15 protein-coding genes, 1 rRNA gene and 1 pseudogene are annotated in these 14,848 nt (G+C 59.4%); 8 read left to right on the forward strand and 9 right to left on the reverse strand.

What is annotated here, in order from left to right; genetic code table 11:
* Nucleotides 1-25: 25 nt before the first annotated feature.
* From rrf to CAURI_RS13770, 3 genes are all read left to right on the forward strand, one after another.
* Nucleotides 26-143, forward strand: a 5S ribosomal RNA gene (rrf, locus tag CAURI_RS03950).
* A gap of 342 nt (nucleotides 144-485) precedes the next feature.
* Nucleotides 486-722 (forward strand): DUF6973 domain-containing protein, encoded by a 237-nt coding sequence (locus CAURI_RS14265; protein WP_420805235.1) that lies wholly within the window; start codon nucleotides 486-488, stop codon nucleotides 720-722.
* A 360-nt stretch (nucleotides 723-1,082) separates the two neighbouring features.
* Nucleotides 1,083-1,301, forward strand: coding sequence for a hypothetical protein (locus CAURI_RS13770; protein WP_157860606.1), 219 nt, complete (start codon nucleotides 1,083-1,085; stop codon nucleotides 1,299-1,301).
* 30 nt (nucleotides 1,302-1,331) lie between these two features.
* On the opposite strand, the gene CAURI_RS13295 is transcribed toward CAURI_RS13770, so the two are convergent.
* A protein-coding gene (locus tag CAURI_RS13295; RefSeq protein WP_420805233.1) for an IS3 family transposase occupies nucleotides 1,332-2,524 on the reverse strand; the annotation gives its coding sequence in 2 pieces (ribosomal slippage) (nucleotides 1,332-2,242 and nucleotides 2,242-2,524; 1,194 coding nt in all).
* A 108-nt stretch (nucleotides 2,525-2,632) separates the two neighbouring features.
* Between CAURI_RS13295 and CAURI_RS03960 the strand changes: the two are divergent.
* Nucleotides 2,633-3,126: pseudogene (locus CAURI_RS03960) on the forward strand (SLC13 family permease); the annotation flags it as partial.
* A gap of 107 nt (nucleotides 3,127-3,233) precedes the next feature.
* On the opposite strand, the gene CAURI_RS03965 reads toward CAURI_RS03960, so the two are convergent.
* The gene (locus CAURI_RS03965; protein WP_010187781.1) at nucleotides 3,234-3,944 is read right to left on the reverse strand and encodes a GAP family protein; all 711 of its coding nucleotides are present in this window, start codon (nucleotides 3,942-3,944) and stop codon (nucleotides 3,234-3,236) included.
* Nucleotides 3,945-4,126: 182 nt separating this feature from the next.
* Here CAURI_RS03965 and CAURI_RS03975 point away from each other — a divergent pair, with 182 nt between their 5' ends.
* Nucleotides 4,127-4,750, forward strand: a complete 624-nt coding sequence (locus CAURI_RS03975) for a TetR/AcrR family transcriptional regulator (RefSeq protein WP_010187779.1) — start codon at nucleotides 4,127-4,129, stop codon at nucleotides 4,748-4,750.
* 65 nt (nucleotides 4,751-4,815) lie between these two features.
* Here CAURI_RS03975 and CAURI_RS03980 read toward each other — a convergent pair whose 3' ends face one another.
* The 4 genes from CAURI_RS03980 to CAURI_RS03995 are packed head-to-tail and all read right to left on the reverse strand — an operon-like array spanning nucleotide 4,816 to nucleotide 10,364.
* On the reverse strand, nucleotides 4,816-5,943 hold the full coding sequence (locus tag CAURI_RS03980) for a pyridoxal phosphate-dependent aminotransferase (protein ID WP_010187778.1): 1,128 nt from the start codon (nucleotides 5,941-5,943) through the stop codon (nucleotides 4,816-4,818).
* Entirely contained in the window at nucleotides 5,944-6,582 is a 639-nt protein-coding gene (locus tag CAURI_RS03985) for a DUF3239 domain-containing protein (protein ID WP_010187777.1), read from the reverse strand. It abuts the gene before it with no gap.
* Between the two features lie 4 nt (nucleotides 6,583-6,586).
* Complete coding sequence (locus tag CAURI_RS03990; protein WP_010187776.1) at nucleotides 6,587-8,224, reverse strand: DNA repair helicase XPB; 1,638 nt, start codon at nucleotides 8,222-8,224, stop codon at nucleotides 6,587-6,589.
* A gap of 37 nt (nucleotides 8,225-8,261) precedes the next feature.
* Nucleotides 8,262-10,364, reverse strand: coding sequence for a helicase-associated domain-containing protein (locus tag CAURI_RS03995; protein WP_010187774.1), 2,103 nt, complete (start codon nucleotides 10,362-10,364; stop codon nucleotides 8,262-8,264).
* A gap of 93 nt (nucleotides 10,365-10,457) precedes the next feature.
* Here CAURI_RS03995 and CAURI_RS04000 point away from each other — a divergent pair, with 93 nt between their 5' ends.
* Complete coding sequence (locus CAURI_RS04000) at nucleotides 10,458-10,643, forward strand: hypothetical protein (RefSeq protein ID WP_010187772.1); 186 nt, start codon at nucleotides 10,458-10,460, stop codon at nucleotides 10,641-10,643.
* Nucleotides 10,644-10,767: 124 nt separating this feature from the next.
* On the opposite strand, the gene CAURI_RS04005 is transcribed toward CAURI_RS04000, so the two are convergent.
* On the reverse strand, nucleotides 10,768-11,370 hold the full coding sequence (locus CAURI_RS04005) for a TetR/AcrR family transcriptional regulator (protein ID WP_236660863.1): 603 nt from the start codon (nucleotides 11,368-11,370) through the stop codon (nucleotides 10,768-10,770).
* Nucleotides 11,371-11,481: 111 nt separating this feature from the next.
* On the opposite strand from CAURI_RS04005, the gene CAURI_RS04010 reads away from it, so the two are divergent.
* On the forward strand, nucleotides 11,482-12,438 hold the full coding sequence (locus CAURI_RS04010) for a hypothetical protein (protein WP_010187769.1): 957 nt from the start codon (nucleotides 11,482-11,484) through the stop codon (nucleotides 12,436-12,438).
* A 100-nt stretch (nucleotides 12,439-12,538) separates the two neighbouring features.
* Here the strand turns inward: CAURI_RS04010 and CAURI_RS04015 are convergent, their stop codons facing one another.
* Nucleotides 12,539-13,201 carry a resuscitation-promoting factor Rpf1 domain-containing protein gene (locus CAURI_RS04015; protein ID WP_010187768.1) on the reverse strand — a complete coding sequence of 221 codons (663 nt, stop codon included), beginning with the start codon at nucleotides 13,199-13,201 and terminating at the stop codon, nucleotides 12,539-12,541.
* A gap of 528 nt (nucleotides 13,202-13,729) precedes the next feature.
* On the opposite strand from CAURI_RS04015, the gene CAURI_RS04020 reads away from it, so the two are divergent.
* Nucleotides 13,730-14,110: a cold-shock protein gene (locus CAURI_RS04020; protein WP_010187767.1), complete on the forward strand. Its 381-nt coding sequence runs from the start codon at nucleotides 13,730-13,732 to the stop codon at nucleotides 14,108-14,110.
* Nucleotides 14,111-14,257: 147 nt separating this feature from the next.
* On the opposite strand, the gene CAURI_RS04025 is transcribed toward CAURI_RS04020, so the two are convergent.
* Entirely contained in the window at nucleotides 14,258-14,845 is a 588-nt protein-coding gene (locus CAURI_RS04025) for a DUF2771 domain-containing protein (RefSeq protein WP_010187766.1), read from the reverse strand.
* Between the last annotated feature and the right edge of the window lie 3 nt (nucleotides 14,846-14,848).

Here is a 14,848-nt window from a genome sequence, read left to right on the forward strand (position 1 = left end):
CAAACCAGATTTGCCCCGTGTGTTTGTCGGTGGCCTATAGCAGCAGGGAAACGCCCGGACCCATTCCGAACCCGGAAGCTAAGCCTGCTAACGCTGATGGTACTGCAACCGGGAGGTTGTGGGAGAGTAAGAAACCGCCGACACCAAACAACAACAAACAACTCAATACACAAAGCCCGTCACCAAGAGCTATGCCTTAGCGGTGACGGGCTTTGCCGTTGTTTTCGCACACAGCCTACAAGCACAGACCCGAAAACACAGACCTGCGTGCTGCACATCCACGTCTGCGCTTATAGACCGCAATGGATCCCTGCACCGTTCATACGCGCTATTTGTCCCAGGTGAAGCGTCTGGGGTCACTGACATCAATCCTCAGGTAGCGCCTTTTGCGACCGCCCAGTCGGACCCCTACCGGATATATATCCAGGGCCTTGATATGCTGTCCTGCATCGCGCTGGTCGATGTAGTGTCATGCGGCATCGCCAATCAGGCAGCCACAACCGCGAGTATGGAAGCGTAGAACCAGGTTTCCTGGCGCCACATCACTCCACAATGGAAAGGGCGATGCTTTTCGGCACTGCTCGTGGAATGCCCTGATGACGATGAGAATCGGTGCAGGTGCAGCTGAACGCATTGATACTAACCACGAAACTGTCGCTCAGGGGCCAGCGGATGAGACCAGCATGGACCTGTATAACAATGTCCAAGGTCGATTTCTTTGATTTGCTTTCGCAAGTAGTGGCGACGAAGCTTCCGCACTGAACTAGTGCGCCGTCTGGGCTAGCATTGGACTGCTATCTACCCTTTCCTAGGATAGGCATTCCTAGGATAGGCACGAGAAAGGGGTTATGTTAATGAGACGCATGATGGCGCGGATAGGGGTCACTAGTATTGTCTCCCTATTACTCTCCTCTTGTAGTTTTGATGACCCATTGGCTTCTCATCTCGCATCCCTAGGACGATCGGGATATGCGATCCCCGTTACTGAGTCCATCACACTGGAGGAACTCTACGGACCAGAGTGGACTGAGTTTTCGCTCGTGTGCCCATACACTCCGTATCAAACAGTCAAAGAAACACTTATGGCTGATGATCCCCCTGTTCCAGAACACGGCTTCTCCGATCATGAAAACTTCCTCTTTCTTAGAGGAAAGGGCGACAGCGAACAATGGGTGAAGTTCTCTCGAAAGGCTCTCGATCTGTGTTCTCCATCAAGTCCGCCTTCTTTAATCATGGAGTCAACGACAGTTGCTCTCAGTTTTTCTCTGGATAATCCGGGTAGTGCTTGGATTCGGGCCTGACCCCCGGAAAGTAGACACGTCGGGGGTTAGCTATGCTGCTTGGGTCAGTGTAGCTGATGTGAGTGCTTCGAAGTCATCGGGGGCTAGAAGATTGCACCAGGAGTGTCGTCTGCGCGTGTTGTAGCGCATGCACCATCGAAAGACTTCTTGGCGACAGCTGATTGGGCTGTCAAAGACTTTCCGATCACGCAGAACTTCACGCTTTAAAGTGGCGTTAAACGATTCTGCCAAGGCATTATCAGCACTCGTTCCCACCGCGCCCATGGATTGGCGAACACCAAGCTGGGTGCAGTGGTCCCTAAATGCTTGTGAGGTGTACACACTGCCATGATCAGAATGGAAAATTGCCCCTTTAAGGCTTCCACGGACTTTCCTTGCATGAGATAAAGCTTCGATAACCAGTGATACCCGCATGTGATCGGCGAGTGCATGGCCGACGAGTTTGCGCGAGTAGACGTCGATGACCGTGGCCAGGTACATGTTCTTGCCGCCCTTACACGGCAGGTAGGTGATATCGCCTACGTAGACGTGGTTCGGCCTGTCAGCGGTGAATCTGCGGCCTACTAAGTCTGGCATGACTCGACGGCCAGGCTTGCGCCTGGTGGTGATACATCGACGCCGTTTGCTAAAGCCTTTTAGCCCCATGGATTTCATGATGCGTGCGACCTTCTTGTGATTGATCGGAGGAAAGCCCGTATCGTCGTTGAGGCTTGCAGCAATGCGTTTAGCACCATAAAGCCCGTGCTCATTATCGAAGATGGTCTTGATTCTCGCACCAATAAGGGCATCAGAACACGTCTTTAACCTGCGTTCTTGGCGGGTGTTGACCCATTTGTAGAACGAGGAGCGATTGAGCTTTAACACGTGGCACATCCGCTTGACCGAGTATTCGGTTCGGTGGTCATCGACAAACTGGAAGCGGATTACCAGCGTGTCTCTTCGGCAAAATATTTCGCGGCCTTGCGCAGGATGTCGCGTTCTTCGCGCAGCTTTGCGTTTTCTTTTTCTAGCTGGCGGATCCGCTCAGAATCAGTCGTCGCCTGAGCCTTGTCACGCATGGTCTTCGTGCGGGCACGTTTGCCGGTGCCGTACTGCTTAAGCCAGGAATAAAGTGAGGAGCGATTGACTCCAAGCTCTGCTGAAGCCGCGTGAAGTGAGAGGTCCTCATTGTTTTCGTAGAGGGCCACAGCATCACGTTTGAACTGTTCGGAGTACCTAGGCATGGTGGTAGATTACCTTTCTTCCCAACCCAACCGGGCTGGATATCAGGTGTCTACCAAACAGGGGTCAGGTCCTTCTAACCGGCTTGAACAAGTAGTCATATGGGCTCGCTGCCCGTTGAATCCAAAAAGCTGCAGTACACCCTGGACTGGTCAGATGCGGCCAAGATTGACTGGGGCACCATCATATTGTTTGGTTGCGGCATGATCTTCGGCGGCATGCTGGGCAGACTATCGGTTCCGGACTCGACAATATGTTGGGCGTATCTAGTGCCCTGGTCATCACTGCCATGGCGGTGTTGCTGGCCATCCTCATCTCTGAGACCACAAGTAATACCGCGGGGGCGGCTGTCACTGTGCCGATTGTTGTTCCACTCGCCATGGCTCGGGGAGTAGACCCTGTTATCCCGGCGATGGCCGCTACCTTCGGCGCATCCTTTGGCTTCATGCTTCCAATTTCCACGCCGCAAAATGCCATCGTTTACGGCTCCGGCTGCGTTTGCATCGCGCGTATGATCCGCACAGGCATCAGCTTCGACATAATCGGCGGCGCGCTGATTATCTTCTTTCTCCCAACTGTTGCCGCCTTGGTAGGCATCGGATAGGGGATGAAGAAGACGTAGCCCTCGGCCGCCGTTATGACGGGCCGGGGGCTAGCTCTGCAGGAAGGGGCTCTTCAATCGGCGCTATCGCTCAACGTTCAATCTGGCAGTCAACCGATCAATCCGAGCCCTTGTGCACTCGATGCCGCCATGTAGACTCCCACAATTGCCGCGATCCACAGCAACGTCACTTTCGCTTCATACTCCAGCCGACGGATGGCGCGCTCCAAACGAGGAAAGATAGCCGGCCCCGCTGCGCCTGCAATGGCAGCCATAAGAGTTGCCGGTAGGACCATGATGATGCAGTACCCCGCAATAATCGCGACCTTGCCGCTAAACCCGAAAGGCATAGACTGGATAATTCCCATTGCGCCTAGGTAGGGCAACATCGTCGCAGCCTCGACAACGGCAGCACCTAGCGCAAGCCCCACCATGCCGGACGCACTCAGTGACGCGCCCCGTGCAAGGCGAGAAGCCCGACTCTTTGGTACTTCTGGGCCGGCGGCCTGCGTGGCCGCGGGCTTTTTGGGGTTTGGCGAGAACGCCCCGAAGATGAAAAGCCCCGCGCCCAGTACAAGCGTCACCCACCGGAACCAATCAGTCTCGCTTACACCAGAAAGTCTCGATACTGCCGCATCGAACCCTAATAGCAGCGCAATACCAAGGCCGCAGTAGGCCGTGGCGATCGTAGCGAGATAGGTGCCCAGCAGGCCTAAACGTACTCGTCGCCAGATAACAATCAGGGCAATAGGAATGACAAGGGTTCCTGCACTCAAACTATCTACGAGTGCAAGGCCAGCAAGGGGAAGGAAGTCTGACATGGAGTTCTCCAGTAGTCGGGTGTTTGCGGAGAGTTTGACCTTAGATTCGCAAGAGGCCTCAATCCAGCTTCATACGTTTGTATTAATCGCGGGCTTGGTACGATTGTACGAGGCGCAATGCGCGAGTGCAACTACACTCATGAATGGCTCATCGCATCTGAGCTACGCAAGATTGGAGCTCCATGTCCGTTGAACGCAACACACCCATCACCGGCACCGCCGCAGTGATCGCTGATGCTGCCATTCGAGTGATGGTCAGCCAGGGTCTCGATGCCCTGAGCGTGCGCAACGTCGCCACTGAGGCTGGCGTCGCGCCTGGGACTGTCCAATACCAGATGGGTAAACGGGACGGCATCATCGCGAAAGCTTTTGTCAGGTCGTTGCAGCGCCAGGAGTCGCGGGCCCTTACTCAAACCGATGCGACGGATTTTCACGCGGCGTTCCTCGGTCGCCTAGCTGAACTCTTGCCAATTGGACCTGTCCAGCGCGAAGATTCCGCTGTATGGGTCATAGTGGGGGCTGCTGCCTCGACGCGCGAATGGCTGGCTGACTTATACGACGCCGAGGTGACGAAGTTTCGGGCGCGCGTGTCTGAAGGTCTCGAAGCAGCGCAACGTTTCGGAAAGCTGGCCCGAGGACTGTCGCCTGAGCAAGGTGCTCGTCTTGTCACTGCACTGGTCAACGGGCTGACGATCGACTACCTCAATGCTCCTGTGGACTCGTCGAAGCAGTTGCTGGCAGACCTTGCTTCGGGACTCGCGCTGATTGTAGAACCCGGTTCTCCTAAAGGCCAGAACGGAATGTAGGGGCTGAAAGCCGTTAAAGGCAAGAACGCGCAGGACAGAAGAGGCAGGCTTAGGAGCCAGAATTCTTAGGACTCTGCAGTTAGACGCCGCACGGCTTCGCGGATGACTTCCGGACGCTTGCAGAAGGCGAAGCGCACCTTGTGCTTCCATGGCTCCGGGTTGTCCGTGAAGGCGGCCAGCGGGATAGCAGCCACGCCCCTTGTTTCGGGCAGCTGTATGCAGAAATCGATGCCGTTCAAACCGGTAGAGGAGATATCGGCAACCACGTAGTAGGTGCCGCCGGTGTCATGCACGTGGAATCCCAGCTGCTTGAGGCCCTCCACTAGGATGCTGCGGCACTCTGCAAGCTCAGACACCATGCCGTCCAGCCATTCCTGTTCATAGCGCAGGGCATGGGCCACGGCCGGCTGGAAGGGCGTGGTGGAGACGAAGGTGGTGAATTGCTTGGCTTTGATGACGCCGTCGAGAAGCTTAGGCTCCGCGATGGCCCAGCCGGTCTTCCACCCAGTGCAGTTGAAGGATTTAGCGGCAGAAGAAACCGTAACGGTGCGCGAGGCCATCCCCGGCAGGGAGGCGATGCTGACGTGGTCGGTGCCGAAGGTGAGGTTTTCGTAGACTTCGTCGGCAAGTACCAATAAGTCCTTCTCCACGCAGAGCTCGGCGAGCTCGGTGAGTGCTTCGCGGGAGAAGACCGAGCCGGTCGGGTTGTGCGGGGTGTTGATAATGACCATGGCGGTCTTATCGGTCACGGCCGCACGCACCGCATCGACGTCGATATCCCAGCTGTTGCCGGATTCTTTCAAGGGGACGGGGATGCGGGTGGCGTCGGCAAGCGCGATGGCCGCAGCATAGGCATCGTAGTAGGGCTCGAGGACGATGACCTCGTGGCCCGGCTCCACTAGGCCGAGGACGGTGGCGGTGATCGCTTCGGTGGCACCGGCGGTGACCACGACGTGATCCTGCGGCACAGAGTAGGTCTCCGCGATGGCGTCGACCAGCTCTGGGACCCCGCGCAGGGGAGCGTACTGGTTATTACCGCTGGCGATGTTCTCCTGGGCAATCTCCAGCATGCGTTGTGGGCCGTCGCTATCAGGGAAACCTTGGCCCAGGTTCACCGCGTCATTCTCCACGGCGAGTGCGGTCATGGTGGCGAAGATGGTTTCGCCAAATTCTTGTAGTCTCTCAACAGTCATTTAGAGCACCAGCAGATCGTATTTCGTAGCTTTCACATCGGTCAGACGCTTGCGGGCGCGCTCGAGGCGCTGCCACTGGTCCTCCGGAATGGACTTGCGGGCAATCGTCACGGTCTCCGCATCGGGGGTACCCCAGGCAATAGGCATGGGGGTGATCTGCTGCCAATGTTCCTTGTCGCCGCTGCTGCGCTGGCCGGAGACAGCGGCCACCGGAACCTTGGTTCCCACGGTGCGCTTAATACCTGGGATACTGGTGACCGTGCGCAAGCACGCGCCCCACCGCGGCGGTGCCTTCGGATCAACATTGGTATTCACCAAGGCCATGAGGACCATGTCGCGCTCGTTGACCTCCGCGACGACCGCGGGGGCTAGCGGATAGGAGTCGTAGAGCTTCTGGGCCGAGCCAACCTTGCGCGAAGCCAAGACGCCGATGACGGCGCAAAAGATTCCGAAGAGCACCATGCCCAGCGCTAGTGTGATGCGCCAGACGGCCTCCATGCCGAAGTAGACGGCAATGCCGCCGATGATAATTAAAAGGCCCATGATGAGTCCGGAATTGCGCAGGCGCGCGGAATCACGCAGGAGCTCATTGTTCTTCTTGGCGAAGTCTTCGTTGACTTCAAACTTGAAAATCTTCATCAGCTCACAAGTCTACTTCGTCCACCAGCCGGTAGGCATAACCTTGCTCGGCCAAAAAGCGCTGGCGGTGCATGGCATATTCCGCATCGATGGATTCGCGCGCCACCAGAGTGTAGAAGGTAGCCTCCTGCCCGTCCTTCTTCGGGCGCAGCAGGCGGCCCAAGCGTTGGGCTTCTTCCTGCCGGGAGCCGAAGGTACCGGAGACCTGGATGGCCAAGGCAGCCTCGGGAAGGTCGATGGAGAAGTTCGCCACCTTGGATACCACCAGGGTGAGAAGCTCGCCCTCGCGGAATTGTTGGAAGAGTTTTTCGCGCTTGGTGGTGGAGGTCTTGCCGTCGATAACCGGCGCGTCTAGGTGCTCACCGAGCTCCTCCAGTTGGGCCACGTAGGCGCCGATGATGAGCGCCTGCTGACCTTCATGTTTCTTCAGCAGCTTGTCGACGGCCCGCAGCTTCGCGCTTGCCGACGCCGCAATCCGGTAGCGCTCCCGCGCTTGTGCGGTGGCATAGAGTAGGCGCTCCTCCTGCGTCATGTCTACGCGCACCTCGACGCAGTCCGCGGTGGCGATATAGCCGGCGGATTCCAGCTCCTTCCATGGCGCGTCATAGCGTTTGGGCCCGATGAGCGAAAAGACATCGCCCTCGCGGCCGTCTTCGCGGATGAGGGTGGCGGTCAGCCCCAAGCGGCGGCGCGATTGCAGGTCGGAGGTCATGCGGAAGACCGGGGCAGGCAGAAGGTGGACTTCGTCGTAGATAATAAGTCCCCAGTCATGGGAATCGAAGAGTTCGAGTGCCCGGTATTCGCCCTTGGTTTTGCGGGTGACCACTTGGTAAGTGGCGATGGTAATCGGCTTGATCTCTTTCTTCTCACCCGAGTACTCACCAATTTCCTCCGGCGTGAGGCTGGTGCGGCGCAGTAGTTCATCGCGCCATTGGCGCCCGGCCACGGTGTTGGTCACCAGGATGAGCGTGGTGGCCTGTGCTTTGGCCATGGCGGCAGCACCCACGATGGTTTTGCCCGCGCCACAGGGCAGGACCACGATGCCGGAGCCACCAGACCAGAAAGAATCGGCGGCATACTGCTGATAATCGCGTAAGCTCCAGTCCACCTCCTCCGTGCTCAGCGCGATGGGGTGGGATTCACCATCGACGTAGCCGGCGCGGTCATCGGCGGGCCAGCTGGCCTTGAGCAGCTCCTGCTTGAGCCGCCCGCGCGCGGAAGGTGGGACGGCGATGGTGTTGTCATCAATGCGCGGGCCCAGAAGTTCGCTGACCTTCTTGGTACGCGTGAGCTCCTCTAGGATGACAGGCTCGTCCGATTCGAGGATGAGACCGTGGGCCGGATGTGCCAGGAGGCGCACGCGGCCGTAGCGCGACATGGTCTCGGCGACGTCGATCAGCAGCGCCTGCGGCACCGGGAAGCGGGAGTAGTTCTCCAGAACGTCGACGACTTGCTCGGCATCGTGCCCGGCGGCGCGGGCATTCCACAGAGCCAGTGGGGTGATGCGATAGGTGTGGATGTGCTCGGGGGCGCGCTCCAGCTCAGCAAAAGGTGCGAGCGCTGCGCGAGCCTCGTCGGCCTGCGGGTGATCCACCTCGAGGAGGACGGTCTTGTCCGATTGGACGATGAGTGGTCCGGGCATAACTAGGGCCTTTCTACTCTGGGCGTCAGGGAAGGACTCAATCCCTGTCGGCGAAGCGGACGGAGGAAATGCGGTGAACCGGGAAGCGCACGGGTTTGCCCGCTGCGCCTAGGGCATCAATGTAGCCGCCTTCCACAGACAGTGGCTTCACAGTCACGGTGCGCAGCTCGCCGCTTTTATCGGCATAGGAGATCACGATATCGGCGTGGAAGCGCGCGGCGGCACGGGCGAGCGTGAGGGGATCCGGTTCCTCTTCCTTCTGCGCGCTGGGATTCTGTGCTGACTTCTGCAAAGCCTGAAGCGCTTGGTCCACCGAGGCCGGCTCCCGCTTGTGGGCTTTCGGACGAGGCGTAGGAAGCAGGTAAGGCTCGGGTGCGACGGTAAGGGAGGCGCCGGATTCATCCTCCGCAGTGGGGGAGAGGCCCTTAGCGCGCAGCTTCTCCAGTAGCTCGCCCACGCGCAGCTGAGATACCGCCACGGTGGGCGCGAGTAGACGCAGGCCCGGGACTGAGGCAACAGCGAGCTCCAGCAGCGCGGGATCCTCACTGCGCAAATAGGACAGAGCAGGTCCACTGCGGAGGGTGCCATGGCGCTTGGCGACGTCCCCGATGGCAAACCCCAATGCCTGCGGCACGCCTGTCGGGGAGTGCGCTTCCAAAAAGTCGATCATTTCCTGCGCGGTGAGCCCCTGGTCCATGCCGCGGCGAATAGTGGCCTCACTGATGCGGTACACGCTGGCTAGACCTGGGGATTCGAGGTCCGCTAGGGATGCGAGGGTGCGGTGTGTGTCTGGCTCAAGGGGCCCGGGCACGAGGACGGTGAGGTCCTGCTGGATGATGAACTCGCTGACCGTCTTAGGAACGAGGCTGGTGGCCGCAGCGGAATCTCCCAGCACGCGGGTGGCCTTGCCCAGTGCCACCGCGCCGATCCATTCGGCTTCGGCGCGCAGCTGCTCGATGGTCAGCGTGCGCGTGTGGCTAGCAAAGAGCGGAAAGCGAAAGCGTAGGTCCTCCCAGAACTCCTCGTCGTCCAGCGCGACTGCGGAGTGCGCATAGACGCCGAGGACGAAGGCTCGAAAGCGCGGCAGGCGGCGCACAATACTGTCGTCTGCGAGCACCCGGGTCTCAGCCCAACTGGCCCAAGGGGAGGTGCGCCAGGCGTCGAGAAGAATGCGCCACTTCTCCCCGAGATCGGCCTCGAGCCAGTCTTGGGACCCGGTGGTCGGGGCGAGGAAGTGTCCTTCCAGGCCATCCGGCTCGCCGCGGTGGAGAAGCCTAGCGTGGTGGCCCAAGCAGATGAGTCGCGCGACCTCCTCCTTCTCCAGAGCGAGATCCTTGGCCAGCTGGTTGAGGGGGCGAACGCCGACCGAAGAATCCTTGAGCAGCGCTACCGGATGGCTTCCAAGCAACTCGATGAGCCGCTCCATGCTGCGCACGGCTTCCAAACCAGCTGCGGCACCGGCGTCATCCGCCTTGGTATCCGGCTCCGGGGTGCCGGCACGCCCCGAGGGAGTGGTGGGAATGGGCGGGGTGGTATCACCAGCCAGCAGACGGGCAAGCGAGTGCGGCAGGCGCACCGAGTGTGCGTTGATGCGCTCTAGAAAACCTCTGGCCAGCAGGCGCTTGGCGGGATCCTCGGAGTTGATATCCGGCTCGGTGTCGGTGGTATAGCCCATGCCGTCGCTAGTGCTTAAGGCATTGAGGACTCGGCGCTCTTCGGGAGCAAGCGTGGCTAGGTCCTTTTCGTCGAACTCGACTTGGTTGCGCAGCGACCAGCCGGTGGGAAGCGAGCCCATGACGGCGGTGACGATGCGCACCTGTGGGGCATCGCCGAAAACTAAGCCGCGCTCCTTGAGCTGCTTCGTGATTGCAGGGTTGGTGTCTTCCACCATGGCTATTTCGCCGCCGCGTTGTGCGATGTCCTCCAAAGTAGCTAGTTGCTCGGCATTGCTTGCCGCTAAGGCATCCGCGACGTGCATCGGAAGTGTCAGGCGCGAGGCCAACGCATCAAAGTCCTTCGGTGCGGGTGAGAGAACATCACTGCGGTTGCTGAGCAGGGCGCGCAGGTCCTTGTCAGGCAACTGGCTGAGCCACTCGCGGTAGCTCTCGGTAACGCGGGCGCGGTGTGAAGGGGAGGTCATAATGGCCCTCAAGCTTAGTAGGCGGGGGAGGCATGGGGCCCTCGTTGGGTGAATAAGTTACTTTTTGCCGCGGGGTTTGGAATAATAAGGAGCATGTCGAACGAGAACAAAGGCTTCGTATCCCCGGCTTGGCCGAAGAACAGCCCCCGCGAGCACGCTATTACTGAACTTACTGCACCTTTTGCTGGTGCTTCCAGCCCGTACGGTGACGACCTGATTCTGCCGATGCCGGCAGAAAAGCTCAACTACGTTCACCCGTACACCCGCATCAACCGCTAAGTAGGCGCGCAGAAATCTGCGCTTCACTTAGCGGATACGTTGAGCCTTCCGGCTTGCTTTCAGCCCCTCCGAGAATGTTCTCCTCGGTGGGGCTATACGTGTTTGTAATGTACTTGCGCCTCAACTAGTTGGCACGGGCTTGGGCTTTAAGGCCGTCGAGCAGCGTATCGATGAGCTGGGCTTGTATACCTGATAGGTAGTCGGCGCTCACTGGTGTTCTGGGCAGCGGGCGGGTGATGAGACCGATGCCGATGTGAAGTTCGAGCGGGGTGAGGGACTCGGGGCAGAGACCTGCTTGTCGCGTGGGTTCGACAATCGGTTGGTAGATCGACTTCAGTTCAGCTTTGCGCTGGGTAGCGATCTCCTGCACGTCATCGTCTGAGAATGAGGCAGTATTCACCTCGGCTGCCGCTGCTTGAACAACCGCGGCGAAGTTAAGGCTGGCGATCCGATGAATAATATCGCGCCAGGTGCCTTCGGGATCCTCGTCGAAACCTTGTAGGTGGCTGTCCACCTCTTCTTTGATGTGTGCTACCTCCGCGCCGGTGACGGCATCGAGGAGGGAGAGCCGTTCGGGGAAGTGGCGTGAGACCGTGGCGACGCCCACGCCGGCTTTCTTGGCGATGGAGCGCATGGACACGCCCGGTCCCTCGCTGATGAGCAGCTGCCTGGCTGCTGCGACGATGGCTTGCTTGTTTTCTGCTGCGTCTTGTCTCACAGCTTGCATCATACCAAACGGAACACTATGCTCCACTTTGTAAGCGAAACACCCTGTTCCATTTGGAGGTTAGAAGTGTCAGCGGTGAAAAGTCAGGAAGGAAAGCAGCCATCGGTTGCTGTGAAATCGATAGTTGCCATTGTGGGGATCCCCGTCGTCATCGGCCTTATGCTGTGGGCGTTTTTGGCGCCCACCTTTGCGTCGGGTCCGGCTGGCGTTCCGGTTGCCATTTCGGCGCCGGAGCCCATGCTCGAAGGCATCTCGCAGAAGATTGAGAGTGCGGCGGGGGATGAGGCCCCGGAGATCGTCGTGAAGCACAGCGAGGCCGAGGTGCGCGACGCGGTGCTGCAGCGTGAAGCTGTTGGTGGACTGGTCATCTCCCCGCAGGGCGCGAGTGAGTTCACCGCTGCGGGAAATGGTGCTCCCTACGTGACGATGATTGATGGCCTCGCTGGCCAGCTTGAAGCACAAGGAATGTCCGTGGAGAAGCAGGAGCTGGCGCCGACGACGAAGGAGGACCCGCAGGCGAGCGGTATCGCACTGCTGGGCCTGCCGCTGGCCTTTGGCGGGATTATTTCCGCTGTTATTGCCACCTTTGCATTTCGTGGCAAGAAATGGGTCAAGCTGGGGGTGCTCGTTGGTATTGCGCTTTTCGGCGGGCTCGTTGCTACGTGGATGCTGCACTCCGTCTATGGAACCCTCGGTGGCAGCTTCGCTGCCGAGTGGATGGCTATCGCTGCGGGCATCCTTGCGACGTCTGCGGTGACTGCAGGCCTTGCGGGGGTGATGGGTGCCGCGGGTATTGGAATCGGTGCCGTGCTGACTATCTTCTTAGCGAACCCGCTGTCGGGTCTGGCAACCGGCCCGTGGCTGCTGCCTACCGGGTGGTCGACGCTGGGGCAGTGGATGCCCATCGGCGCGACGGGTCACCTAGTCCGCTCGCTGTCCTTCTTTGATGGGCAAGGCTTCGGCCATGCGTGGTGGTCGCTAGGGCTGTGGATTGTTGTTGGCCTAGTGTTGCTGGCCTGTGATTGGTCGCGCGCTAAGGAAGACGCTGCCGTTGAGGAAAAGGCTTAGTCAAAACTAAAAGAGGCTGGATGGAGAAAACCATCCAGCCTCTTTTGTGTAGTTAAAGCTTTGCCTTTATGTGCTCAGCTTGCACGGCGCGGCGCGCTGCTTAGCGTGCAGCCAGAACCTGTGCCAGCGGGTCGATGACGTGGCGGTTAGCGGAGTAGAAGGCGTTGAAGTCGTGGCGGTTGGCCTTGTACTGCTCGGTGAAGGAAGCCGGGATGGTCAGGCCGTACTGGGTAGCGGTGTCCTCGATGAGGGTGTAGAGGGCGTCAACAGCCAGCTCGTCGGTGGGCTCCTCGGCAGCTTCGTGGACTGCCTTCGGTGCCTCAGCCGGTGCCTGCGGTGCGGTCTCTTCCTTTACCTGGGTAGCAGCCGGTGCCGGGGCAGCGCTCACGTTGCGCGGGGTCGGGGCGGAGTTCAGGCCCAGGCTGGCGGAGCAGGCCGGCCATGCGCCCCAGCCCTGCTGTGCCAGGGTGCGCTCAGCAACAGCGATTTGCTGCTCGCGGGTTGCCAGGTTAGCGGTCGGAGCGAACTCACCGCCGCCGTAGGCCTGCCAGGTCTGAGCGTTGAACTGCAGACCGCCGTGGTAACCGTTGCCGGTGTTGATGGCCCAGTTGCCGCCGGACTCGCACTGTGCGAGGCGGTCCCAATCGGAATCCGGTGCAGCGGCAGCGTTCGGTGCCATGATGGCTGCGGCGGCGCCCACGGCAACAGTGGAGGCGGCAAACTTGGTGGCGATGGACTTGTTCTTAGCGGAGTGGCGTCCCATTAAAGTATTCCTTCTCTAGGTTGTTCTTGCTTTCTCGCGCCCAGATGATGCCCAGTCCGGCATATAGTTTTGCAATTGATGTTCATGTTCATGCACATCATGTATGGCCGCCGTGCGGAAGCCCGGACTGTGTCTGGGGCGAGACTTCCACGGCCGGCAGCCGAAGTGCCTGAGGGAGAGAGTAGCGGTTTATAACGAAACAGTCACGTTAAATGGCCCAAAACGGTAACGGAAGTGTCAATTTCTTAGCATTTCCCCTGCTCGGCGCGGAAATGTTAGCTATATCACACATGTAACGGGTGTGATTGTTGGGGTGATATCTATCGTGGGTTTCTTTGTCGGGAGCGTGAGGGTTAAAATGTATCTCTTTAAAAGTTCCACGGATAATTCCTCCGCGCGGCTGCAAGGATTCGGTTCACGCTTCGCCGCGCCTCCTCGTCCCAAGACGGGCGGAGCCTATCAGCCTGGGGCCTGGCAGCGCCTAAGCTCTTAGAAGAGGAGACACGGAAAGAAAGTGAGTGAAGAGCCATGCCTATCGGCAAAGTGAAGTGGTATGACGCAGACAAGGGCTTCGGCTTTGTCAGCAACCCCGGCGATGAAGACGTCTATGTTGGTCGCAATGTGTTGCCCAAGGGCGTTGATGAGCTGCACCAGGGCCAGCGTATTGAATTCGATTTCGCGGCTGGCCGCCGTGGCCCGCAGGCACTGCGTGTCAAGGTGCTTGATGTCCCGCGCCGTCGCACCCCGGCCCGCAAGCCCGAAGAGCTGGCGAGCATGCTCTCCGACGTCATGACACTGCTTGAGACCCAGGTGCAGCCGGTGCTGAGCCAAGGCCGCTACCCGGAGCGCAAGACTGGCCGCCAGGTTGCCGAGATCCTGCGTGCTATCGCCAAGGACTTGGATAGCTAAGGGCCAAAAGCCTTAGACCCGTAACTAAAAGGTGCCCTAGCTGACGAAAGTTGGGCTGATTTTTCAATGATCAGTCCTAGGTTTGGCAACTAGGGCACTTTGTCGTTTGTGTAGGCGCGTGGGGGGGCAGCGCGCGCCGCAGCGCTGCTACTTCTCAGCTGGAGCTTCAGCGTCGCCAGTGGCCTTGGACTCCTTGAGCTCCTCATCCGTCATGGTGGACAGGGACCACACCGTGTGCATTGGGGTCTCTTCGCCGTTGGCATCGCGGCCAATCATGAGCGTGGAAATCTCCACCACCTTTAGCTGGGGGCGCTCGCCGGTGGAGGCCTCAATCGGCGGCACGGAGCCGGGGATCTCTAGCGAGGTGGTTTCGTTGGCGCCGTGAGCGGTGCTGTCATTGGCGGCCGGGTCATCATAGATGGACAGCACGGACCACTCGTGGTTGTAGATAGCCTCGGGGATCTCCAATTTCAGGGTGTCATCGGGGCCCACCGTCAGGTTAGGCACTTCGCCCTCTTCGCAGTCCGTGCCGGGCTCGCAGACGATGTAGGGAGAGACCTCTAAGGTGTCCTCGCCCACTGTGGCCGTGATCGTGACGTCTGCTGGCTCGGGGCCGGGGCGGTCGTTCCACCACTTCTGGAACAACACCACTGCAACGACGATGACTGCCACGGCGATAATGAGCGCCAGAAACTGCAGTAGCGACTTCTTCCTTGCTTGCTTCACGGTAGCCATGGC

The organism is Corynebacterium aurimucosum ATCC 700975 (assembly GCF_000022905.1).
Classification (GTDB): domain Bacteria; phylum Actinomycetota; class Actinomycetes; order Mycobacteriales; family Mycobacteriaceae; genus Corynebacterium; species Corynebacterium aurimucosum_F.